Origin of the sequence: Methylobacterium sp. 13MFTsu3.1M2 (genome assembly GCF_900112625.1) — a bacterium.
Taxonomy (GTDB): Bacteria; Pseudomonadota; Alphaproteobacteria; order Rhizobiales; family Beijerinckiaceae; genus Methylobacterium.
Map to the genome: position 1 here is coordinate 1 of NZ_FOMM01000039.1, position 21,142 is coordinate 21,142.

Sequence of the window (21,142 nt, forward strand, 5' to 3'; positions counted from 1 at the left end):
GCCACCCGCTACGACAAGCTCGCACGCAACTACGCCTCGGCCCTCGCTCTGGCCGCCGTCATCGCCTTCTGGTGCTGATCGAGTCCAAACCCTAGAACCGAGCGCGCCCATCGTCCTCCTTGCATGCCTCGCCGCGGTGGGCCCTTTCTCGTGCGCCCTCGGCCTCGACAGCGCGAGAAATTTTCCGACGCGGGATGGATTATCGCGCCTCGGCGCACGTCAACATCCCGACATGCCAAACTTGGAAGAATTCTCAGGTTCGCCGGCTCCGACAACTCTGTGCCCCACCGCGGGCGTGACGAGCCGTGCACGGGCCTCGACTCGCCACCGGACAGCGACCGATCGCCGAAGATCTGCCATCGCGGCCGGCACGGGCTCCGAGATGATGTGAGGCAGCGCACAATATAATCTGCGCTCGAGCTCAGATTTTTTCGCTTGCATCGCGCGTTTTTTCTGCCAGAAACGCGAAGCTTATCTTCTGGATTGGGGTTAATACATGCGTATGCTCACAATCGGCGCAGTTCTCGCCGTTGTCATGCCTCTCGCCGCGCAGGCCCAGGACGCCGGCGACGCCGCGGCCGGCGAGAAGGCGTTCGCCCCCTGCAAGGCGTGCCACAATTTCCAGAAGAATGGCGTGGGTCCGGACCTGAAGGGCGTCGTCGGCCGCAAGGCTGGCACCTACGAGGGCTACAACTACTCCGCCGCCCTGAAGAACTCCGGCATCACCTGGGACGAGGCCAACCTGCACGAGTGGCTGAAGAACCCGAAGACGAAGGTGCCTGGCAACAAGATGATCTTCCAGGGCATCGCGGACGACAAGAAGATCAACGACCTCATCGCCTATCTGAAGACCCAGTCCTAAGTCGGACAGGTCTCGGACCAATTATACGCGCGGTCTCATGTTGCGCGTCCGCTGCGATCGACCCCGCCCGGCCCGGCCGAGCGGGGGATCTCTCGTTTCTTCGAGAGCGGCCGGTAAAAATAGTCTTGGTTTCTCTTCGCGAGAGCTTCACATCACGCAGGATGATGCTACTCTAGGCGCAGTCGCTCGGCGTAACGCACCGGGCGTCCTCAACCTTCAGCCCCGCCGGCACCCGCCGCGCGGGGCTCTTTCGTGGCTCAGCGGCCACTGCCTAAGGACAGGCTCGACCCGACGCTGCCGGAGAGCTGGCTCGGGGTGCCGAGCACGGTGCCGTTCGGATTGGTGTCCAGGTTGGGATCCTGCGTCGCGAGGCCACCGGGCGAGGGGTTCGTCGACTGGGCCGGCTCGAAGGCCTGACGGCCGCCGGCCAGCGGAACGATCACCCGCTCCGGCCGGATGGTGGTCTCGCAGATCCCCTGGCAGATCGGGACCGTAAGGTCGGTCTCCTGGCAGATCGCCCTCATCTCGCCCCGGACGCACGTGCAGCGGCACAGCGCCGAGGCGGGAGCGGGCAGCGCCAGCAGGGCGGCGGCGAGCATGAACAGGCGCATGATGATCGACCTCATTGCCCGCGACTGGGCGATCGGGGCTCGGCGGACCTCATAGCACGACGCGCACCGGAGCCCGAACGCGCCGGCGCTCCGGGAGGCCAACCCGCGGGCCGGAAAGGCCCGTCGCTCAGCCGGCCGTGACGCGGCGGTAGCTCGCCGCGAAGGCCTCGGCGGCCTCGCGCGTCAGATCGGTCACCACCAGTCCTGCGGTGTAGACGGTCCACCGCCCGTTCTGGTCTTCCGTGATGCAGATTTCGGCCATCGGGCGCCTCCACTCCACGCCACAACAAAGCCGAGCGAACCTGACGAGTTCCTGAACCGCGCCGGACGATCAGGCCTCCGGCGCGCCGTCCTCCCGGAGGATGCGGACGGGCCGGAAGGCGCGCGCCGACACCGCGGCCTCGACCCAGGCGCGGGCCGCCGCGGCCGCGGGGTGATCGGCGAAGGCGGCCGGGCGCGGCGGCCATTCCGACCCGGACTGGACGACGTAGCCGCGCGTGCCCGCGGCGCAGGGGCCGACGTAGCCGAAGACCTTGCCGGTCCCGTCGACGAGGTCGGTGCAGTGGACCGGCCCCTCGGTCCAGCGGAGATCGGGCATCCTCACCCCCCATGGTCTCGCCCCGTAAGCGGTCCCGGACCGCGCTCCGCCCGGGCCGAGGCGAGTCGACGCCGGCGCGGACCGCCCCTATACGCGCCCGGCGGCCGGATCGTCATCGGCGCCCTCCGAGCCCGCAGAGGGATCCGGCGTGGCTGACGGGGCGGCAGACGGCTCAGGGGAAGACCCGGCAGACCGCTCGGCGGTGAGCGTGGCGATCGTCGGCCTGGGCTATGTCGGGCTCCCGCTCGCCCTGGCGTTCGGCCGGGGACGGGTCACGATCGGCTACGAGCGCGCCGCCGACAAGGTGGCGGCCTACCGGGCCGGGCACGACCCGGCCGGGGAGATCGACGCGGAGGCGTTCCGGGCCGCCGCGCACCTCGCAATTACCGACGACCCGACCGCGCTGGGCGCGGCGGACGTGATCGTCGTCACGGTCCCGACCCCGGTGGACGCGGCCCAGTGCCCCGATTTCGACCTGCTGATCCGGGCCTCAGACCTCGTCGGCCGGCACATGCGGCCGGGCGCGACCGTGGTGTTCGAGTCCACCGTCTATCCGGGGGCCACCGAAGAGGTCTGCATCCCGGTCCTGGAGCGGGCCTCGGGCCTGCGCTGGAAGACGGATTTCTTCGTCGGCTACTCGCCCGAGCGGATCAACCCGGGCGACCGGGAGCACAGCCTCGCCCGGGTGGTGAAGATCGTCGCCGGCGACACGCCCGAGACCCTGGAGCGGCTCAAGGCCCTCTACGGGTCGATCATTGAGGCGGGGCTCCACGCCGCCTCGTCCATCCGGGTGGCCGAGGCCGCCAAGGTCATCGAGAACACCCAGCGCGACCTGAACATCGCGCTCATGAACGAGCTGTCGCTGATCTTCGACAAGCTCGACCTCGATACGCAGGAGGTCCTCGCGGCGGCGGGGACCAAGTGGAACTTCCTGCCGTTCCGCCCCGGGCTGGTCGGCGGCCACTGCATCGGCGTCGACCCCTATTACCTGACCCACAAGGCCGCGATGATCGGCTACCACCCGCAAGTGATCCTGGCCGGGCGGCGGATCAACGACAGCATGGCGGCCCATGTCGCCCGCAGCACGGTGAAGCGGATCGTCCGGCGCGGCGGGACCGGGCGGCCGCGGGTGATCGTCCTCGGCCTGACATTCAAGGAAAACTGCGCGGACCTGCGCAACTCGAAGGTCGCCGACCTCGTGCGGGAACTCGAGGAATTCGGCTGCGCCGTGTCGGTCCACGATCCCCGCGCCGGCGCGGCGGAGGCCCGGGCCGAGTACGGCATCGACCTCGTCGACTGGGCCGACCTACCCGACGCCGCGGACGCCGCGGTGATCGCGGTCCCGCACCGCGACTACGCCCGGCTCGGTCCTGAGGCGATCGCCGCCCGGGTGAAGCCCGGCGGCCTGATCGTGGACGTGAAGGCGCTCTTCGAGAAGGCGCCGTTCGCGCGGCTGGGCTACGAGGTCTGGCGGCTGTGACGGCGGCCGCGCCGACGCCGGGACAGCGGCGAGACGCCGGGCCATAAAGCGGCAGGAGACGCGGCGAGAGGCGCGGCGAGAAACGCCACACGACCCGCGATCATCGGGACGACGAGGGAACAAGCCATGGACGAGAAGGGGGCCGAGACGGGCCACGAGAACCGGCCACCCGCGACCAGCGACGCGGCAGCGCTCGCGGAGCGGCACGCCCGCTACCCCGACGCGCAGATCCGCACGATCCTGAACGGCACGCGCACGATCGCGCTGGTGGGCGCCTCGGCGAACCCGGCGCGCCCGAGCTGGATCGTCCTGAAATACCTGCTCGACCGGGGCTACGCGGTGACGCCGGTCAATCCCGGCCTCGCCGGCCAGGATCTGCTCGGGCGCCGGGTGGCCGCCTCCCTCGCCGAGGTCCAGGCCGGGCTGGGCGACCAGCCGATCGACATGGTCGAGATCTTCCGCAACTCCGCCGCCGCCGGGCCGCTGGTCGACGAGGCGCTGGCGCTGATGCCGCCGCCGAAGATGATCTGGATGCAGCTCGGCGTGCGCGACGACGCGGCCGCCGCCCGGGCCGAGGCGCGCGGCCTGACAGTGATCATGAACCGCTGCCCCAAGATCGAGTACGGCCGGCTCTCCGGCGAGATCGGTTGGACCGGCGTGAATTCCCGGATCCTCAGCGCTCGGAAACCGGTGCTGGCGGCCAAGGGCGTCCAGAAGCTGACCATCGCGGAGCGCGGCCGGCGCTCCGACGGCTAGCGGTATTCTGATACCGCAATCATCAACATACTGAACGAAATAGCTTTTCTGGGATCCTGCATTTCTCTGTTGACCCGGCATCCGCGGCCGTCTATGCACCCGGCACCGCCGCCGCGTGTGCCCCACGCGGCGGCTCGTTTTTCGGCACCCCGATGTCCGCGGATCCCGACGCGTCGGGGTCCGGTCCGTCGGAACCCCTGGGATTTGGCTATGAAGACCACCTCGCTGAAGCCCGCCGAGGTCGACAAGAAGTGGATCGTGATCGACGCGGAGGGCCTCGTCGTCGGCCGCCTCGCGTCGATCGTGGCGATGCGCCTGCGCGGCAAGCACAAGGCCGCCTACACGCCCCACGTCGATTGCGGCGACAACGTCATCGTCGTCAACGCGGACAAGGTGAAGTTCACCGGCCGCAAGTACGTCCAGAAGCGCTACTACTACCACACCGGCTATCCGGGCGGCATCAAGGAGCGGACTGCCAAGTTCATCCTCGAGGGCCGGTTCCCCGAGCGCGTGGTGGAGAAGGCCGTGGAGCGCATGCTGCCGCGCGGCCCGCTCTTCCGCCAGATCCTCGGCAATCTCCGCGTCTACAAGGGCACCGAGCACCCGCATGAGGCCCAGCAGCCGCAGGCGCTCGACGTCGGCGCCCTCAACCGCAAGAACGTGAGCGCTTGATCATGGCGACCCTGCAGTCCCTCGCCGACCTCAACCGGTCGAACACCGGCGCGGTCGACCCCGCCAACGAGGCCCCCGTCCACGTCCAGAAGCTGGACGCGCAGGGCCGCGCCTACGCCACCGGCAAGCGCAAGGACGCGGTCGCCCGCGTCTGGATCAAGCCCGGCAACGGCACGGTCACGATCAACAAGCGCCCGGTGGAGACCTACTTCGCCCGCCCGGTGCTGCGCATGATCCTGCGCCAGCCGCTGGAGATCGCCGGCCGCGTCGATCAGTACGACATCACCGTCACGGTGGCGGGCGGTGGCCTCTCCGGCCAGGCCGGCGCGGTGCGCCACGGTCTGTCGAAGGCCCTGACCTACTACGAGCCGGAGCTGCGCGCCCCGCTCAAGCGTGAGGGCTTCCTCACCCGCGACGCCCGCGTCGTCGAGCGCAAGAAGTACGGCCGCAAGAAGGCCCGCCGCAGCTTCCAGTTCTCGAAGCGCTGATACCCGGTCACGCCGGTGTCACGGAGAGGGCGGTTCCTGCGGGAGCCGCCCTTTCGCGTTTTCAGGCCGCGGCACGGTCGTTGACAGGCTGTCGCACCGCGCGCACCTGATTCCCCGCCGCGGTGCCCGACTCGGGCGGCAAGGCTTTTTTCGAGAGAGCGAGACGAGCGATGTCTGGCGCAGGCGCGACGAAGCCCACCGTGTTCATCGACGGCGAGGCCGGCACAACCGGTCTCGGCATCCGCGAGCGCCTGGAGCGCGACGGGCGGGTCGCCCTGCGCAGCATCGCGCCGGAGCATCGCAAGGATCCGGCGGCAAAGCGCGCGCTGCTCGCCGAGGTCAACCTCGTCGTTCTCTGCCTGCCGGACGAGGCCGCCAAGGAGACCGTGGCACTGGCCGACAGCCTGCCCGGCGGCGGCCCGCGCGTCCTCGACGCCAGCACGGCCCACCGGGTCGCGGAGGGCTGGACCTACGGCTTCCCGGAGCTGACCCGGGAGCAGGGCGCGGCTGTGGCCCGCGCCCGGCGTGTCGCCAATCCGGGCTGCTACCCGACCGGCGGCGTCGCGCTCCTGCGCCCGCTGGTGGAGGGCGGCCTGATCCCGGCCGACCACCCGATCAGCGTGAACGCGGTCAGCGGCTACAGCGGCGGCGGCAAGAGCATGATCGAGGCCTACGAGCAGGGCACGGCGCCGCCGTTCCAGCTCTACGGCCTCGGCTTCGCCCACAAGCACCTGCCGGAATTGCAGCGCTACAGCGGGCTCACCCGGCGGCCGATCTTCGTGCCGTCGGTGGGCAACTTTCGGCAGGGCATGCTGGTGAGCGTGCCGCTCCACCTTGAGACGCTGCCGGGCCGGCCCACGGCCTCCGACCTCGAGGCGGCCCTGCGCGACTGGTACGCCGGGCAGAGGCTGGTGGAGGTGGTACCGGGCGCCGGAACCGGCGCGCACCGCGAGAAGATCGAGCCGGAGGATCTCAACGACACCGACCGGCTGGAGCTGCGCGTGTTCGGCTCGGCCGAGCACGGGCAGGCGGTGCTGGTGGCGCGCCTCGACAATCTCGGCAAGGGCGCCTCCGGGGCGGCTGTGCAGAATCTCGGGCTGATGCTCGGACTCGACGGCTAGCCGACGGGCACGCCCCGTCGCCCTGCGACGGGGTCACGGGACACGCGTCCGCCTCGACAGAGTGGGCTCGGCCGGCGAAGAGAGGGGCTCGGGGCGCGGGCCCCGGACCGCTCCCTGCGCAGCGCGAGACGCGATGAACGGCGACCTGATCGATGCGGCGTTCGGCCGGCCCTGGCTCGGCGCGGCACCCGCGGCCGGCGAGACCGACCGCCCGGCGGGCCCCCCGAGCTTCCAGGTCGATCTCGGCTTCCGCTGCCCGGTCCGCCGGGTCGAGCTCGCGGCGGCCTGCGCGGCGCCGCCGCGCCTCGCCCTCTCCGACGACGGGCAGGCCTGGCGCGCGGCCGACCTCGACGCGGCCCGGGGCGGGGCCGAGGCCCTGGTGCTGGTGCCCGGGGAGGGTGCCTGGGCACGCCACGTCCGCGTCATCCCGGACGAGCCCGCCGGAGGCGAGCCGCCTGCAGTGCGGGTGCTGTGCGACTGGGCGGATTTCGACCTCATCGCCCTGCGGCGCGTGCTCGACGTGCCCTTCGACATGGCCGACGAGCGGCCCGGCGCGAACGCTTACGTCTCCTACCGCCTCGTCAGCGCCGAGCGGCCGCGCTCCCGCGCACTGGTCGGGCTCGCGCTCTACGAGTGCGGTGCCTTCGGCAACTGCCTGATCCAGCTGCTGCTCGCGATCGGCATCGCCCGCAACCTGAACCTGAAATACATCAAACTCCCGGCCCCCGACCGGAGCGAGGTGATCGGCCTGACAGGCCCGCTGACCTGCGGCGGCCTCACCTTCATCCCCGGCTCGGAGCCGCTGCCGGAGGCGGGCGCCTTCCTGTCGGGGATGTACTTCGACCTCGGGATCCAGCAGCTCGCCGGCACCCTCGGCCCCGACGAGACCCGGGACATCGTGCGGACCTGCATCCGGCCGCTGTTCAACCGGCTGCCGGTCGAGATCCCCGCCAAGCCCGACGACGAGTTGCTGATCCACATCCGCTCGGGGGACATCTTCAGCACCTGGGTGGCGCCGACCTACCCGCAGCCGCCGCTCGCCTTCTACCAGATGGTGATCCGGCGGCTCCTGGCGGAGGGCCGCATCGCCCGGATCAAGATGGTGTTCGAGAACCGGCTCAACCCGGTGATCCCGGTGCTGGAAGCGTGGATCGCCGAGATCGGCGTGCCGCTGAAGACCCAGAGCGGCTCCCTGATCGACGACGTCGCGGCGCTCATGAACGGGCGCTACCTCGTCTTCGGGCTCGGCACGTTCGGGCCGGGGGTCTGCCAGCTCTCCGAGCACGTCGAGCAGGTCTTCTACTTCGCCTCAGGCTGGCCGCAGCATTTCAAGAGCATCCCGACCATCGGGCGGGTCGTGGAGGTGCTGGACGTCGCCGGCGGCTACACGAAGGTCGGCGAGTGGGACAACTCGCCCGAGCGCCGCGCGCTGATGCTCGCCTATCCGGCCGAGAACCTCGCCTTCGACGACGCCTGAGCCCGGCCCCGCCGCGGCCGCCTTGCCGAAGCCGGCAAAACCGGTGACAAGCCCTCGAGCCACCGCCGGAGGACAGACTTGGCCAGCGCTGACCCATCCCCCGAGGCCCTGCAGGTCAACGCCTTCGACATGCACCGGGCCGAGGTGCTGATGCGGCTGCGGCGCCGGTTCCGGCCGCGCCACACCACCTTGGTCAGCTTCGCCGCCAAGTACCACTACGTCGAGAGCCAGCGCCGACTGGTGGCCTCGGCCGCCGCCACGGGCGATTTCGACACGATCGAGAGCTGGTCCCCTGACCGGCTGCGCGAGACGCCGTTCTACCGGGAGCACCGCGAGATCCTCGACCGGTCCCGGGGGGCCGGCAACTGGGCTTGGAAGCCCTACGTCATCGCCGAGGCGCTGGAGAAGCGCCGCGACGGCGACTTCGTCGTCTTCAGCGACACCGGCATGCAGGCGGTCGGCGACGACCCGCTGCCGCCGGTGGCGCCGCTGCTCACCTGGCTCGACGGCTCGCTGCACCGGGTCGCGGTGGGCGTGCTGCACGGGAAGCCCCAGCGGGCCTGGACCAAGCGCGACTGCTTCGTGCTGATGGAGTGCGACACGGCGCGCTACTGGGACGCCGACCAGATCCAGGCCTCCTGGATCGCCTTCATGGTGAGCCCCGCCACCCGCCGGCTCGTGGCCGAGTGGCTGCGCTACGCCGGTGATCCGCGGGTCGTCACCGACATCCCGAACCAGATGGGCCTGCCGGACCTCGAGGGCTTCATCGACCACCGCTTCGACCAGAGCATCCTGTCGAACCTGATCTACAAGCTCGACCTGGAAATCCCGCCGCTGCGCCAGCCGTCCAAGCAGATCCGGACGCTGATCGACGAGCTGGAGATGGACACGCTGGTGGCGATGCGGCCCTCCGAGAATATCGCGCTGGGCAAGACCTGGACGGCGAGCTCTGCCTCGCCCTGGTCGGGCACGACCGGCACCTACGGCGCGCGCACCACCGGCGACCCGTCGTTCTTCTTCCACACCGGGCTCGACCGGAACCCCTGGTTCGTCCTCGACCTCGGCGCGGTCGAGCGGGTCTCGGAGATCCGGATCTACAACCGTTGGGGGCAGCTCAGCGAGCGGGCGCAGCTGATGCGGGTCTGGCTGGGCGAGACTGACAACGACTACAGCCTCGTCTTCGACGCCGTGGACGCCCACTGCCATCCCGGCTTGCCCCTCCACCTGCGGTTCGACAACGCGCGGTTCCGCTACCTCAAGATCGATCTCGACGAGGAGCAGCACCTGCATCTCGACGGGATCGAGGTCTTCGCCGCGCGCTGAGCCGCCCCGGATCGCGACGGCATGAGCACGCCGATGCAGGACAAGCCGCTGTTCCCGTTCGGGCCGATCCTGTTCCTGGGCGACTCGGTGACCGCCGGGTGGACGGCGCGGAACCCGCCCCTGTTCTCCGGACCGCAGGCCGTGGGCCGGGGCATCGCCGGCCAGTCGGTCCGGGACACGGCGCGCCGGCTCCGCTCGGAGATCGCCCTCTACGGCGCCAAGGGCCTGCACCTGCTCTGCGGCCGCGACGACATCCTCGACGGCGCGCATTCGCCCACGCTGGACGGCATCGTGGGCGATATCGCTGCGATGCTGCGGGACACCAGCGACCTGTACGTGCGGACCTGGATCGGCTCGATCTTGCCGGTCGATCCGGCCGCGCCCGGGGCGGCCGGGCGGCCGGTCGCGCTGATCGGCGCGGTCAACGCGTGGCTGCGCGACCACGTGCAGGAATACGGGGGCCACTTCATCGACTACGATCCCGTCCTGGCCACGGGGGCGGGCGCGCTGCGGCCCGACTACAGCGATGACGGGATCGGCCTCAACGTCGCCGGCCTCGCGGCGCTCGAGGCGGCGACGCTGGCGGTCCTGACGGTCCCGGATCTGGAGCCGATCTGGCCGCCGCCGGAGAGTGCGGACGCCGCGCGCCGGCGCAAGTTCCTGCACCATTTCGGCTACCTCGACTCGAACACGCGCTATCCGAGCCCGTTCATCCAGTTCGCCGGCAAGCCGGGGGCGAGCCATTACGGCGTCCCGTTCGACGCGGACGGCTTCCTGAACGCCGTCCCGATCGGCGCGCGCAAGCCGGAGGGCGAGACCCGGATCCTAGTCGTCGGCGACTCGACCACGATCGACGGCGGCGACATCGCCAACACCCTGCCGGGCCGCATCGAGCGGATCCTGCGGGCCGACGGCTTGGAGAGCGCGAAGGTCTACAATTTCGGGGTGATGTCGAGCTGCCTCACGCAGATGACGCACCTGATCTGGTCGCGCTTGGTCACCTATAGCCCCGACGCGATCCTCGTGCTGAGCGGCAGCACCGACCTGTTCCAGCCCTGGACCTACGATCCCCGGCCGGGCCACCCCTACAACGCCTTCATCACCCAACGGCTCTACGACCACTTCTTCGACACGCACGATCCGCGGGCCCGCGAGGACGGCCTGTCCTACGAGGCGCTGATCACGCTGATCTACGAGGAGCTGAAGCGGCTGCGGGCCGAGGTGGGCTGGCAGAGCCCCGGCTGGGAGGACGCGATCGTCCACCATTACGAACTGGCGGCGCACCGGCTGACCAAGCTGTCGCACGACCACGGGGTGCCGATCGTCAGCGTCCTGCAGCCGACGATCCTGCGCAAGCGCCACCTCACCGAGGTGGAAAGCGGCGTCGCCTCGGGGGCGTTCCTGGCCTATCTCGACCGGCAATACGCCAAGCTGGAGGCGTTCACCGCGCAGCTCGCGGCGCGGCGCCCGTACCGGCGCACCTTCACGGCCCTCGACCTCAGCGGGATCTTCCGCGACCGGGAAGAGGGGACCTTCTACGACATCGTCCACTACGACGATCCCGCCCGCGAGATCGTCGCGACGCGGCTCGCCGCCGAGATCCGCGGGGCCCTGGACCGGGCCCGCGCCCGCACGCCGCTGGCCCGGGTGCGACACCTCCTCGCCGGTCGGCGGCGATAGGGCCGGCTCGAAAGGCGCGGCCCCGCGTGTCGCGACGCCCAACCCGCGATCAGCCCTGCTCGACCGCCCGCTTGACCCGGTGGGTGAAGATAACCGAGAGCCAGGGCACGACCTCGTGCTCGACCTCGATGGAGAGCAGCACCTCGAGGTGGAGCGCGTAAGGCAGGGTGAAGCGGAAGCCGCAGCGGGCCTCCTCCATCGTGGTGGGCATGTCGCCGAGCACCGCCGCGATCACATCCGGCCGGTGGACGTCCGCGGGGATGCGCTGGACCTCGCCGTCGGCCTCCACGATCAGCGTCGCCTTGGCGCGGCTCGCCGAGACGACCCAGCCCGCCAGCACCACCTGCCCGTCCCGGATCTCGGCCCAGACCCGGTCCTGGGGGGCCTCCAGGTTCGCGCGGGCGAAGGAATCCGGCAGCTCGCCGTCGAGTTCGGCCACCGTGCAGCCGACCTCGTACTTCTCGAAGCCGCGCCCCTCGCCGAAGATGCCGGCGAACTCCTTCTGGTACTGGGCGATCCGGGCGTTCTTGATGTCCTCCGGCAGGCCCGACCACTGGCCCTTCTCCTGGACCGTGTAGACCGAGAGCAGTTCCCGCAGGAACGCGATCCGGCCCTTGTCGGCGACGTAGAGGTTCATCAGCCAGTCGGCCGCCGAGGCGTTCGCGTAGTAGGCCTCCGGCACCCGGCGCAGGGCCTCGGCGCGGTAGAAACAGCAGGAGAAGTTGGCGGTGAGCGGCGAGTTCGCCAGGACCGGGAAGCTGATCGGGCCGGTGGGATAGCGACCCTGCTCGTCGTGCGGGACGTAGGAGCCGGTCGCCGGGTAGTGGAGCAGCACCCAGTTGAAGCACATGTCCAGCTTGCGGTCGTTGCGCAGCATCCGCATCTGCATGGCGATCTTGCGGTCCGACAGCCAATAATCGTCCGCCTCGCAGAAGGCGATGTACCGGCCCGTGCAGGCGGCGAGGCAATCCTGCATGTTGCGCAGCATGCCGAGGTTCTGCGGCCGGGGCCGCACCGAGATCCGCTCCGGGTCGCGTGCCCGGTAGCGCTCGACGATCGCGGCAGTGCCGTCGGTGGACTTGTCGTCGCCGATCACGACCTGCATCCGGAACAGGCCGCGCTGGCCCAGCACCGCGTCGAGGCAGCGGCCGATATCGGCGGCGTGGTTGTAGGCCGTGACGATGACGCTGACGGTCAGCTGCTCCAGCAGCCACGCGCGCAGGGCCTCCGGCTCTCCTGAAAGGTCATCCGGCGCGTCGAGGCCCATGTCGCTCAAGGCGTCCCGGGCGATGTCGGGGTTGGCCTCGATCAGGCGCCCGAGGCTCGGCACGTCCTCCTCGTCGAGGTAGGCCTCGGCCAGCCTCCGGAAGATCGACTTCTGCGCGGCCTCGTAGCCCGCCGCGTAGCGGCCGCCGAAATGGCCGCGCAGCTTGCGGAAGAACGCGATCTCGGAATTGCCGAGCTTCTTGTGGCGGGCGAGTTCGGTGGCGTAGGTCGCCCACATCCCGGCGGCGTGCTTGCGGTAGACCGCCATCACCTCCGGCAGGAAGCCGACGCGCCCGACCTCGGCATGCATCAGATGGACGTACCAGTCGCCGGGGGCGATGCCCTCGTCGAACACGAACGCCTCCTCGCCGTGGTAGCGCCAGCGGTAGAGCACGCTGTTGGTCTGGACGAAGTTGTGCGCCACGAGGTCCGACAGCGACGGCTGCGGGCTGCACTGCTTCGGGTACAGCTCGTCGACCCCCGGCATGTCCTCGTAGACGACGCGCACCCGGTGGAAGCAGAGGGTGAATTCCGGGCGCGCCCGCAGGAAGTCGACCTGCCGCTGGAGCTTGCGCAGGTCGGTCCAGTAATCGTCGCCCTCGCAGATCGCCACGAACTCGCCGCGGGCACGGGCCGTGAGGTCGGCGAAGTTCCGGTTCGGCCCGAGATTCTCGCTGCGCAGGACCGCCACGAGGTTGGGGTGGCGCGCGGCGTACTCGGCGATGATCTCGGCGGTCCCGTCCGTGGAGCGGTCGTCGCCGACCAGCAGCTCGAAGGGGAAATCCGTGGCCTGGCCGAGGATGCTCTCCAGCGTCTGCCGGATGAAGGCCGCCTGGTTGTAGCTGATGCACAGGACCGAGACGACCGGCCGGTTCCAGGCTGGCGCGGGCTGGGTCTCGGCGCGCCCCCGGATCCAGGCCGCGAAGGGATTGACGAAGCTGCCGTCGAAGGTCTCGTCCGGCGGCGCGGTGAAGTCGGCCCGGGGCCGGCGCCCGAGCCGGGCGCCGTACTTCACGTAGTGCTCGAGGGGCGACAGGTCGGTCAGGCCGACATCGGGATAGCGCGTCGCGTAGCCGATATGGTCGAACAGGCCGCTGGCGTAGATCGTGGCGAAGTCGTCCTGCCACGGCTCGAGCGCGGGCGGAGCCGCGGTCGAGCCCGGCGCGCTCGCGCCTGCACCGTCCTGCATCGGTCTGATCCCTCGCACGCGCCCCGTCCGGCCGCTCCCTAGATCATGGGACGGGGAGGGTCAACGCGGCCGATAGAGACGATCGCGAAGTCTATCAGCCGTTCTTCTGATTTTATACTTGTCACGATCGATCACGGGGCGAGTGAAGACTTTCGAGACCGGTCATCCCGCCGCGCGCCCGCGCCGTCGAGCGGCCTCACAGCGTCGAGGGCAGGCGCGCCTCCTCCGACCCGTGATTGTAGTAGTGCATCATCGGATCAGCCCCGGCATTGGCGACGTCGTCGTTGCAGGCGAGGTAGAACTGTCGGTCGAACAGGCCGGATGTCTCGAGCCACGCGAGCATCGTCTGCTCGGGCACGACCGGGGCGCGGTCCGGGGTGGCCTCGGCGGCTTCCCGATAGAGGTGGGCAAAGCGGGCGATCCGGGCCGCGACCTCCTTGGCGGCGGGGCGGCGCACCGACGAGGCGACGACGCTCGACTGCTCGCCGGGACGCCGGCGCTGGAGATCCGCCTCGGCGAGACGCACCAGCCGGGCCAGCTCGCCCTGCGCTTCCTTGAGCCGCGCCTGGGTCTCGGCGAGTTCCGCCCGCAGCGCCTCTACGTCCTCGCCCAAGGTCGGCTCCGTCTCAGTCGCGGGGCCCGACGGGTCTCGGGCACGCGGCCGCCGGCGGGAGGCCGGCGCGACGGGGCGCCCCTGTCGGGTCGAGGCCGGCTGTACGATCGGCCCCCGGACCGGTCAACCCTGCAGCCCGAGCGCGAGGACCGCCCGGCGCGGCGGTCACGCCGCCAGCCCGACGGCCTCCTCGGACTCCGCGTCGGCCTCGTCCTCCAGACGCGGGAGCCGCCGGCCGACCACCAGCAGGAGGAGGGCGGGGACGACGACGATCAGGGCGATGCCGAGGATCCCGACATGCCCGATGAGCCGTCCGTAGAAGCCGCCGGTGACGCCGTCGTGCCAGGAGATCACCGCCATGCCGGCGCCGGCGGCGACGAGCAGCACGGGGATCTTGAACCACAGGGGCCAGGGCGCGCGCCGGGTCTGGGCGGCCGCGCGCGCGGTGGGCTGCGGTGCCGCGCGCTCCCGCTCCGCCAGGAGCGCCGCGATCTGATTCTGGAACTCCGCCTGGACCCGGCTATCCGGGTCCACGCCGCCGTGCGCCGGGACAGGCCCCGGGACAGGCTCGGCCCGCGCCTCGCCGAGCCCCCCGCCGAGCGGCCCCGGGATCTCGGCCTCGGCGGCGACCATCAGGCGCGCCTCGTGCCGGCGCATGAACAGCCACAGGGCGACGGCGCCCAGCAGGACGAAGGCCAGCAGCCCGAGGCCGACGGGACCCATCACGTTCTCGATCGAGCGGCCGCACAGGTAGGCGCCGAACCCCATGATCGAGGCCCAGGCCACGCCGCCGAGGGCGTTGAAGGCCATGAAGCGGCGGGCGTCGAGCTTGTTCACGCCGGCCAGGACCGCCGCGTAGGCCCGGAGCATCGCGGTGAAGCGGCCGAAGAACACGATCTTCCCGCCATGCCGGCGGAACAGGTACTGGCCGAGCTTGAGCCGGCCGTGGTCGAGCCCGATCAGGTGGCCCTTGCGCAGGAGCAGGGGCAGGCCCCAGCGGCGGCCGACCCAGTAGCCGGCATTGTCGCCCAGGATGGCGGCGGTCGCGGCGATCGCCACGACGACGGCGATGTTGATGTTGCCGGTGCTGCCCGCGTAGGCCGCCGAGGTCAGCAGCACCGTCTCGCCGGGCAGGGGCAGTCCGGCGCTCTCGAGGGTGATGATGACGAAGATCGCCAGGTAGCCGTAATGCGCGATCAGGTCGGCGATCGGCAGATCGTGCAGGAAGGACATGGGGTCTCCTCGCGGATCGATGCCGCGCGCTGTCGCCGACAAACGTGGCCGCTCCGGGGCGGCGTGATCATCCGGCCGGTCAGCCGGCGCCGGAGGGCACGCCAGCCGCCCGCGACCGGGCCAGGTGGGCGCGCATCCAAGTGATGGTCCCGGTGAGACCCGCCTGCAGGGGGACGCGGGGCTGCCAGCCGAGTTCCGACCGGATCAGCGCGGTGTCGAGCACGTTGGCCGGCACGTCGGCGGCGCGGCTCGGCCGGTGCACGCAGGGGAGGTGGTCCCGCCCGAAGGCCACCTTCAACTCGGCGATGACCTCGTTGACGCTCAGGCCCCGGCCGCTGCCGACGTTCAGCACCTTGTGCGGCCCCCGATAGGCGACGGCCCCCAGGAAGGCGTCGCTCACGTCGTCGATGTGCAGGAAATCGCGCACCACCGCGCCGGTCCCCCAAACCTCCAGCGGCTGGTCGGTGAGGACGCGGTGGATGTAGCTGCCGATCAGGCCCTGGTGCTTGGTGCCGAGCTGGAAGCGGCCGTACGGGTTGGCGATCCGCAGGATCTGGTAGTCGATCCCGTGAAGGTGCCGGTAGAGGTGGAGCGACTTCTCGATCATCAGCTTGCTGATGCCGTAGGCCGAGATCGGGTCGGTCGGCGCTTGCTCGGGGATCGGGATGGCGGCCGGGATCCCGTAGATCGCGCCCCCGGAGGACGCGAACACGAGCTTCCCGATCCGGGCCGAGCGGCAGATCTCTAAGAGGTGCAGCGTGGCGATCGGCGCCGCCGAGAGCTCAGCCGACGGGTCGCGGTTGGAGCTCTCGGGGATCGAGCCGGCGATCAGGTGGAAGACGACGTCCTGGCGCTCCACCGCGTTGGCGAGGGCGAGGCGGTCGGAGAACTGGCCGGACACTCGGGCGACGCGCCGGTCCAGGACCTCGGCCTGCGGGTGGCTGCGGCTGAAGCACGTGACCTCTGCGCCCGCAGCCGCGAGGCGGTTGCACAGGTTCAGCCCGAGGAACCCGCCGCCGCCCAGCACGAGGCAGCGGGCGCCCGCGAGCCCCGGCCCGGGCAGCTCGCCGGCGGCGCCGCTCATGGCCGCGGATCGGCGGCGAGGGCGCCGTCGGACCCGACCTCGCCCGCCGCGATCAGGCGCTCGAGCAGCGTCCGGGCGGTGTCCTCCAGCGCGCGCCGGGTCGGCTCCAGGGGCGCCTTGCCGGAGGCGCGGGCCGCCGCGTAGGCCGCCGCGTAGGCGGTGTCCCAGGCGGCGGCGAGGATCGGGCCGCCGGCCGCTTCCAGGTCGTCGCGGATCGCCGTCCAGGCCGCCCGCTGGGCGGCGTCCCAGGCCGCCGCCCGCACGGAGGGGCCGGTCTGGCGCAGGGTGAGGTTGGCGATCGCCGCCTGCTTGCGGGCGCGTCGGAGGTCGTCGCACAGCCCGCCGAGATCCCCCAGATCGCGGATCTCGGGCAAGCCGGCCAGCACGTCGGCCTCGACGTTCAGCTTGGCGAGGTGGAACCACGCCGGCAGATGTACGCGGACGAGCCAGTCGGCCACCATCCCGGCCCGGCGTCGCTCGACGGGTTCCGAACCGCGCGTCCCGACGAGGCGGGGAAGCAGCGGGAGGATGCGGCCGTCGCGCGCCGCCTGCGGCAGGCCGTCGCTCCACGTGCGAACGAAGGCGGAAATCACGGGCGACGCGCAGGCCGGCCGGTCCGAGAGCGGCTCCCCGGCGAGATGGGCGACCGCTTCCATGGCGCACAGCGCCCCGTCGCGCCCGGCCTGCCGGCCGGCCGCCAGCGTCCGGACCGACGCGATCCGGTCACCGCCGATCTCAAGGCTCCCCGATTCGGGCATCCGTATGCTTTCCTCGTCTCCCGCCCGCGCGCCGGCCCGACGCCGCGGGCGGCGGCCAGCGCGCGAAGCCACGGCCGACCCGTTCGGGACGGGGATTTACCAGTTCCGCGGCGGGACGCTAAGGGTGGGCTCCTGCCACGACGCCCGATGCGCGGCTCCGCTCCTGCCGGCGGCCGTCCGAGGTTGGCACCACGTCGAGGCCGGGAACGGGCCGGTCGAGCACGCGGAACATGTCAGACTTCCTGGACCTGATCAGAGATCATCGCGGCGGCCAGGCCGACCTGATCGCCCGGCTCGGCGCGCTCGCGGCCGACCCGGCGGCGGCGGGGACCAGCCCCGGCACGATGATCCGCCATCTCGACGCCCTGGCGTTCCGGCTGGACGGGGGCGGCGCGCCCGATCTCGCGGCCCAGGCCTACGACCTCGCGGCCATCCTGGCAGGCCGCGATGGCGGCCGCTGGGCCCTGGCCGCCGCGGAGGCGCGCCTGCGCGACCTCTGCGCCCGCGGACGCTTCGCCGAGGCGGATCCGGTCGTCGCGCGCCTGCGCGCCGCGGATGCGAACCGGCTGCGCCCGCGGATCATGGAGGAGCTGATCGACAGGGCGTGGCTGCTGGAGCTGCGCGGCGAGGCCGAGGCGAGCGTCCAGTTCTATTGCCTCGCCCTGGACCTCAACGGCGGCGCCCCCGGTCTCGTCTCGCGGGACGGGGACCCGCTCGCCAAGAAGATCAAGAACCTGCGCCGGCTGCAGCTCGACGCGCTGATCGAGGCCGGCGAATTCGACGCGGCCGTCGCCCTGCACGAGACGACCCGCCGGCTGATCGGCGCCGGCCCCCTGGCCTGCTACGACATGGTCGCCGCCGCGTCCCTGGCCGGCCGGCCGGGCATCGACTACGCCGAGCTTCGGCCGCCCAGGCCGATCCAGGCACCGGAGCTCAAGTTCACCGAGCCGCCGCCGCCCCTCACCTCCGAGCCGGGGGATCTGGAGGCGCCGAGCCAGTACCTCGCGTTCGTCGACGGCTGCCACGCCTTCCCGCGCAGCAACCTCGTCGTGAAGGACGGCCACCTGATCTACGACCTCGCCGCCCATCCCCGCCGGCGGGACGTGCTGCTCCAGGACGGGGTCAACCCGGACCAGATCGTGATGGCGGCCTTCGGGGAGAGGCGGGCCCTCGTCGAGATTCCGGAGGACAGCCTGTCGATCGAGGCCGGCCTGTCGATGTTCGGGCTCCAGAGCCGGAATTACGGCCACTGGTTCTGCGAGTTCGTGCCGCGCATGCTCGCCTACAACGATCCTCGCTGCCCGGACGGCATCCCGCTCTGCATCGACGACCACATGCCGGCGACCCACGAGGAGGTGGTCCGGCTCCTCGACACGCGCGACCGCCCGATCATCAAGCTGCCGCCCCGGCCGGTGGCGTTCGGCCGGCTCGGCCTCGCGCCGGTGCCCGCCTTCTTCCCGTTCGAGATGCGGCCGGGGCAGCCGGTCTACGACACGATCTGGCCCGCCGACATCCTGGTGGATCTGCGCACCCGCATCCTCGACAGCGCACGCGCGCGCGGGGCCCTGAGCGGCCGCACCGGCCGCCGGCTGTTCATCTCGCGCAAGGCCTTCGCGCAGCGCCAACTCGTCAACGAGGTCGAGATCGCCGAGGCGCTCCGGCCGCACGGCTTCGAGGTCATCACTCCGGAGACGATGACGTTCCTCGAACAGGTCGACGCGTTCCACGCCGCCGACATCATCGTCGGCTCGTCGAGTTCGGCGCTCACCAACGGACTGTTCTGCCGCCCGGATTGCCGGATCCTCGGCCTGATCCACGCCAACCTGAGCTTCAATTTCCGGGGCTATACCAGTTTCATCGAGGCCGGCGGTGCGCGGATCACGTTCCTGCGCGGCCAGACGACGAACGAGGACGGCCACGCCTTCCACGCCAGCTACCACGTCGCGCCGAGCGCGGTGGTCGCGGCCCTCCGATCTCTGGCGCAGCCAACCCCAGTCCTATCGCCGCAGGTGCCGCCCGTCGCGCCTGCGGTCGCCGGACGGTCGGTCGTGGGTCGGCTGCTCAGCGCTCTTCCCTTCCCGCGGCGAGCCGATGGACAATAGATCAGTAATTGCATTTGTTCGACAAGGCTCGCGGAAGTAGAGTCCGACCGTTGCGGATCGGTCGCGTTGCGCTTAGAGGGCTTCGCGACATCGGACCGCGCTCCGGACGCGAAGGGGCCTCGGCACGGTCCATGGTATGTTTCGCGGTCGAGGGTCGACGTCAGAGAGCCGGCATTTCGGCGGGGGAACGATGACTCAGCCACACCTGATCGAGTTTCGCCACATCCTCGATCACAGGGGAGCGCTGACGCCCATCGAGGCCGAGAAGGATGTGCCGTTCGACATCCGACGCGTCTATTTCATCTACGATGTCTCGCACGGCGCGGTGCGCGCGGGGCATAGCCACAAAGAGCTGCAGCAGGTCCTGATCGCGATCTCTGGCAGCTTCAAAGTCCACCTGGATGACGGCCGCACGCGCCAGACGTTTCTGCTCAATCGACCCAACATCGGCCTCTATGTCCCGCGCATGGTGTGGCGCGATATCGACGAGTTCTCCGGTGGGGCAGTGTGTCTCTCCCTGGCCTCGCAGCATTACGAGGAGAGCGACTATTACAGGGACTACGACACATTCTTGCGCGCCGTGGGAAGCCGGTAGGGGAGGCCCGCGATGAAGGTTCCGTTTCTCGATCTCGGCCGCACCCACGACACCGTCCGCGCCGACCTCGACGCCGCGTGGCACCGCGTCCTGGACCGTTCGCGATACGTCCTGGGTGAGGAGGTCGAAGCTTTCGAATCGGAGTTCGCCGCCTATTGCGAGGCCGAGCATGCGGTCGGCGTCGCTAACGGCCTGGACGCCCTGATCCTGATCCTGCGCGCCTACGGGATCGGTCCCGGCGACGAGGTGCTCGTGCCGTCGAACACCTTCATCGCGACCTGGCTAGCGGTGAGCCAGGTCGGCGCGAAGCCGGTCTCCGTCGATCCGGATCCGTCGACCTACAACATGGACCCGGCCGGAGCCGCGCGGGCTGTCAGCAGCCGGACGAAGGCCATCATGCCGGTCCACCTCTACGGCCAGCCGGCCGACATGGAGGCGCTGCGCGCCCTCGCGCACCGGCATAATCTCGTCTGCATCGAGGATGCCGCGCAGGCCCACGGCGCGACCTTCGCCGGGCGGCGGACGGGCAGCCTCGGCGACGCCGCCGCTTTCAGCTTCTATCCGGGCAAGAATCTGGGCGCTCTGGGAGATGGCGGGGCCGTGACCACGTCCGACACCGCAGTCGCGCGCCGGATCCGCGAACTCGCCAATTACGGCTCGCGCGAGAAATACGTGCATCGGCAGCAGGGGGTGAACTCGCGGCTCGACGAGCTTCAGGCCGCGCTGCTTCGCATCAAGCTGCGCCATCTCGACGACTGGAACAGCCGGCGCCGCGCCGTCGCGGCCGCGTATCGGGACGGCCTCGCCGATACGGACCTCGCTCTTCCGCAGGTCGATCCGCGCACCGATCCCGTCTGGCACCTGTTCGTCGTCCGGTCCGGGCAGCGGGATGCGCTGGCAGCGCGGCTCGACGAGGCGGGGGTCGGCACGCAGATTCATTACCCGATCGCACCGGCAGATGCCGAAGCCTATGCGGGCGTCTCGATCGCGGGGGAGAGCCGTCTGGGCCGCGTCCTCGGGCGAGAGATCCTGAGCCTTCCCATCGGGCCCCATCTTCAGGAAGAGGAAATCCGGCACGTCGTGCTCGCCTGCCGCGCGGCCATGGCCTCGAACCAGCGCCACGGCCCGGCGTGAGATCTACAGCCTCGGACCGCTGAGCCCGGGGCCGTCAGCAGTCCTAAGATCCGCGGCCGGTTCCCCGCGCCGCGCAGTTCGGGCAGCTGGAGCGTCTCGG

At 70.8% G+C, this 21,142-nt stretch carries 19 protein-coding genes and 1 pseudogene; 12 read left to right on the forward strand and 8 right to left on the reverse strand.

The features are described 5' to 3' along the window. Positions 1 to 496: 496 nt before the first annotated feature. Positions 497 to 862, forward strand: a complete 366-nt coding sequence (locus tag BM314_RS27750; RefSeq protein WP_091928470.1) for a c-type cytochrome — start codon at positions 497 to 499, stop codon at positions 860 to 862. 257 nt (positions 863 to 1,119) lie between these two features. Here BM314_RS27750 and BM314_RS27755 read toward each other — a convergent pair whose 3' ends face one another. From BM314_RS27755 to BM314_RS27760, 3 genes are all read right to left on the reverse strand, one after another. Further along, entirely contained in the window at positions 1,120 to 1,473 is a 354-nt protein-coding gene (locus BM314_RS27755) for a hypothetical protein (RefSeq protein WP_244540063.1), read from the reverse strand. A gap of 127 nt (positions 1,474 to 1,600) precedes the next feature. Continuing rightward, positions 1,601 to 1,735, reverse strand: coding sequence for a hypothetical protein (locus tag BM314_RS31335; protein ID WP_020096204.1), 135 nt, complete (start codon positions 1,733 to 1,735; stop codon positions 1,601 to 1,603). Between the two features lie 69 nt (positions 1,736 to 1,804). Continuing rightward, positions 1,805 to 2,071, reverse strand: coding sequence for a hypothetical protein (locus tag BM314_RS27760; RefSeq protein WP_091981712.1), 267 nt, complete (start codon positions 2,069 to 2,071; stop codon positions 1,805 to 1,807). A 208-nt stretch (positions 2,072 to 2,279) separates the two neighbouring features. On the opposite strand from BM314_RS27760, the gene BM314_RS27765 reads away from it, so the two are divergent. The 8 genes from BM314_RS27765 to BM314_RS27800 all read left to right on the forward strand — a co-directional run bounded on the left by BM314_RS27765 (position 2,280) and on the right by BM314_RS27800 (position 11,068). Further along, complete coding sequence (locus tag BM314_RS27765; RefSeq protein WP_244540067.1) at positions 2,280 to 3,551, forward strand: nucleotide sugar dehydrogenase; 1,272 nt, start codon at positions 2,280 to 2,282, stop codon at positions 3,549 to 3,551. A 126-nt stretch (positions 3,552 to 3,677) separates the two neighbouring features. Further along, positions 3,678 to 4,307 carry a CoA-binding protein gene (locus BM314_RS27770; protein WP_091981717.1) on the forward strand — a complete coding sequence of 210 codons (630 nt, stop codon included), beginning with the start codon at positions 3,678 to 3,680 and terminating at the stop codon, positions 4,305 to 4,307. Positions 4,308 to 4,517: 210 nt separating this feature from the next. After that, positions 4,518 to 4,979: a 50S ribosomal protein L13 gene (gene rplM, locus BM314_RS27775; protein ID WP_056529664.1), complete on the forward strand. Its 462-nt coding sequence runs from the start codon at positions 4,518 to 4,520 to the stop codon at positions 4,977 to 4,979. Between the two features lie 2 nt (positions 4,980 to 4,981). Then, positions 4,982 to 5,467 (forward strand): 30S ribosomal protein S9, encoded by a 486-nt coding sequence (gene rpsI / locus BM314_RS27780; protein WP_012318176.1) that lies wholly within the window; start codon positions 4,982 to 4,984, stop codon positions 5,465 to 5,467. 170 nt (positions 5,468 to 5,637) lie between these two features. Continuing rightward, the gene (argC, locus tag BM314_RS27785; RefSeq protein WP_091981719.1) at positions 5,638 to 6,588 is read left to right on the forward strand and encodes an N-acetyl-gamma-glutamyl-phosphate reductase; all 951 of its coding nucleotides are present in this window, start codon (positions 5,638 to 5,640) and stop codon (positions 6,586 to 6,588) included. Between the two features lie 133 nt (positions 6,589 to 6,721). Then, positions 6,722 to 8,065 carry a coagulation factor 5 8 type domain-containing protein gene (locus BM314_RS27790; protein WP_091981721.1) on the forward strand — a complete coding sequence of 448 codons (1,344 nt, stop codon included), beginning with the start codon at positions 6,722 to 6,724 and terminating at the stop codon, positions 8,063 to 8,065. A 78-nt stretch (positions 8,066 to 8,143) separates the two neighbouring features. Next, the gene (locus BM314_RS27795; RefSeq protein WP_091981724.1) at positions 8,144 to 9,388 is read left to right on the forward strand and encodes a discoidin domain-containing protein; all 1,245 of its coding nucleotides are present in this window, start codon (positions 8,144 to 8,146) and stop codon (positions 9,386 to 9,388) included. A gap of 21 nt (positions 9,389 to 9,409) precedes the next feature. Beyond that, positions 9,410 to 11,068 (forward strand): SGNH/GDSL hydrolase family protein, encoded by a 1,659-nt coding sequence (locus tag BM314_RS27800; RefSeq protein WP_091981726.1) that lies wholly within the window; start codon positions 9,410 to 9,412, stop codon positions 11,066 to 11,068. Between the two features lie 49 nt (positions 11,069 to 11,117). On the opposite strand, the gene BM314_RS27805 is transcribed toward BM314_RS27800, so the two are convergent. The 5 genes and pseudogenes from BM314_RS27805 to BM314_RS27825 all read right to left on the reverse strand — a co-directional run bounded on the left by BM314_RS27805 (position 11,118) and on the right by BM314_RS27825 (position 17,211). Then, positions 11,118 to 13,523, reverse strand: a complete 2,406-nt coding sequence (locus tag BM314_RS27805) for a glycosyltransferase family 2 protein (protein ID WP_091981729.1) — start codon at positions 13,521 to 13,523, stop codon at positions 11,118 to 11,120. A 196-nt stretch (positions 13,524 to 13,719) separates the two neighbouring features. Next, positions 13,720 to 14,136, reverse strand: coding sequence for a hypothetical protein (locus tag BM314_RS27810; RefSeq protein ID WP_010685040.1), 417 nt, complete (start codon positions 14,134 to 14,136; stop codon positions 13,720 to 13,722). A gap of 597 nt (positions 14,137 to 14,733) precedes the next feature. Then, a pseudogene (locus BM314_RS31150) lies at positions 14,734 to 15,369 on the reverse strand (DedA family protein); the annotation flags it as partial. Positions 15,370 to 15,448: 79 nt separating this feature from the next. Continuing rightward, positions 15,449 to 16,453 carry an NAD-dependent epimerase/dehydratase family protein gene (locus tag BM314_RS27820; protein WP_091981735.1) on the reverse strand — a complete coding sequence of 335 codons (1,005 nt, stop codon included), beginning with the start codon at positions 16,451 to 16,453 and terminating at the stop codon, positions 15,449 to 15,451. Next, a complete protein-coding gene (locus BM314_RS27825; protein WP_091981737.1) occupies positions 16,450 to 17,211 on the reverse strand; it encodes a hypothetical protein in 762 nt (253 codons plus the stop codon). Before BM314_RS27825 ends, BM314_RS27820 begins: the two co-directional genes overlap by 4 nt. Positions 17,212 to 17,441: 230 nt before the next feature. Between BM314_RS27825 and BM314_RS27830 the strand changes: the two genes are divergently transcribed. The 3 genes from BM314_RS27830 to BM314_RS27840 all read left to right on the forward strand — a co-directional run bounded on the left by BM314_RS27830 (position 17,442) and on the right by BM314_RS27840 (position 21,042). Further along, complete coding sequence (locus BM314_RS27830; RefSeq protein ID WP_091981739.1) at positions 17,442 to 19,313, forward strand: glycosyltransferase family 61 protein; 1,872 nt, start codon at positions 17,442 to 17,444, stop codon at positions 19,311 to 19,313. A gap of 190 nt (positions 19,314 to 19,503) precedes the next feature. After that, on the forward strand, positions 19,504 to 19,908 hold the full coding sequence (locus BM314_RS27835) for a sugar 3,4-ketoisomerase (protein WP_056529697.1): 405 nt from the start codon (positions 19,504 to 19,506) through the stop codon (positions 19,906 to 19,908). A 12-nt stretch (positions 19,909 to 19,920) separates the two neighbouring features. After that, on the forward strand, positions 19,921 to 21,042 hold the full coding sequence (locus BM314_RS27840) for a DegT/DnrJ/EryC1/StrS family aminotransferase (protein WP_056529700.1): 1,122 nt from the start codon (positions 19,921 to 19,923) through the stop codon (positions 21,040 to 21,042). Positions 21,043 to 21,142: the final 100 nt, after the last annotated feature.

What these genes read in the sequence shown, in the direction of transcription:
- BM314_RS27750 (WP_091928470.1), top strand. Translation starts at nt 497, where the DNA reads ATGCGTATGCTCACAATCGGCGCAGTTCTCGCCGTTGTCATGCCTCTC.
- BM314_RS27755 (WP_244540063.1), bottom strand. Translation starts at nt 1,473, where the DNA reads ATGCGCCTGTTCATGCTCGCCGCCGCCCTGCTGGCGCTGCCCGCTCCC.
- BM314_RS31335 (WP_020096204.1), bottom strand. Translation starts at nt 1,735, where the DNA reads ATGGCCGAAATCTGCATCACGGAAGACCAGAACGGGCGGTGGACCGTC.
- BM314_RS27760 (WP_091981712.1), bottom strand. Translation starts at nt 2,071, where the DNA reads ATGCCCGATCTCCGCTGGACCGAGGGGCCGGTCCACTGCACCGACCTC.
- BM314_RS27770 (WP_091981717.1), top strand. Translation starts at nt 3,678, where the DNA reads ATGGACGAGAAGGGGGCCGAGACGGGCCACGAGAACCGGCCACCCGCG.
- rplM (WP_056529664.1), top strand. Translation starts at nt 4,518, where the DNA reads ATGAAGACCACCTCGCTGAAGCCCGCCGAGGTCGACAAGAAGTGGATC.
- rpsI (WP_012318176.1), top strand. Translation starts at nt 4,982, where the DNA reads ATGGCGACCCTGCAGTCCCTCGCCGACCTCAACCGGTCGAACACCGGC.
- argC (WP_091981719.1), top strand. Translation starts at nt 5,638, where the DNA reads ATGTCTGGCGCAGGCGCGACGAAGCCCACCGTGTTCATCGACGGCGAG.
- BM314_RS27790 (WP_091981721.1), top strand. Translation starts at nt 6,722, where the DNA reads ATGAACGGCGACCTGATCGATGCGGCGTTCGGCCGGCCCTGGCTCGGC.
- BM314_RS27800 (WP_091981726.1), top strand. Translation starts at nt 9,410, where the DNA reads ATGAGCACGCCGATGCAGGACAAGCCGCTGTTCCCGTTCGGGCCGATC.
- BM314_RS27805 (WP_091981729.1), bottom strand. Translation starts at nt 13,523, where the DNA reads ATGCAGGACGGTGCAGGCGCGAGCGCGCCGGGCTCGACCGCGGCTCCG.
- BM314_RS27820 (WP_091981735.1), bottom strand. Translation starts at nt 16,453, where the DNA reads ATGAGCGGCGCCGCCGGCGAGCTGCCCGGGCCGGGGCTCGCGGGCGCC.
- BM314_RS27825 (WP_091981737.1), bottom strand. Translation starts at nt 17,211, where the DNA reads ATGCCCGAATCGGGGAGCCTTGAGATCGGCGGTGACCGGATCGCGTCG.
- BM314_RS27830 (WP_091981739.1), top strand. Translation starts at nt 17,442, where the DNA reads ATGTCAGACTTCCTGGACCTGATCAGAGATCATCGCGGCGGCCAGGCC.
- BM314_RS27835 (WP_056529697.1), top strand. Translation starts at nt 19,504, where the DNA reads ATGACTCAGCCACACCTGATCGAGTTTCGCCACATCCTCGATCACAGG.
- BM314_RS27840 (WP_056529700.1), top strand. Translation starts at nt 19,921, where the DNA reads ATGAAGGTTCCGTTTCTCGATCTCGGCCGCACCCACGACACCGTCCGC.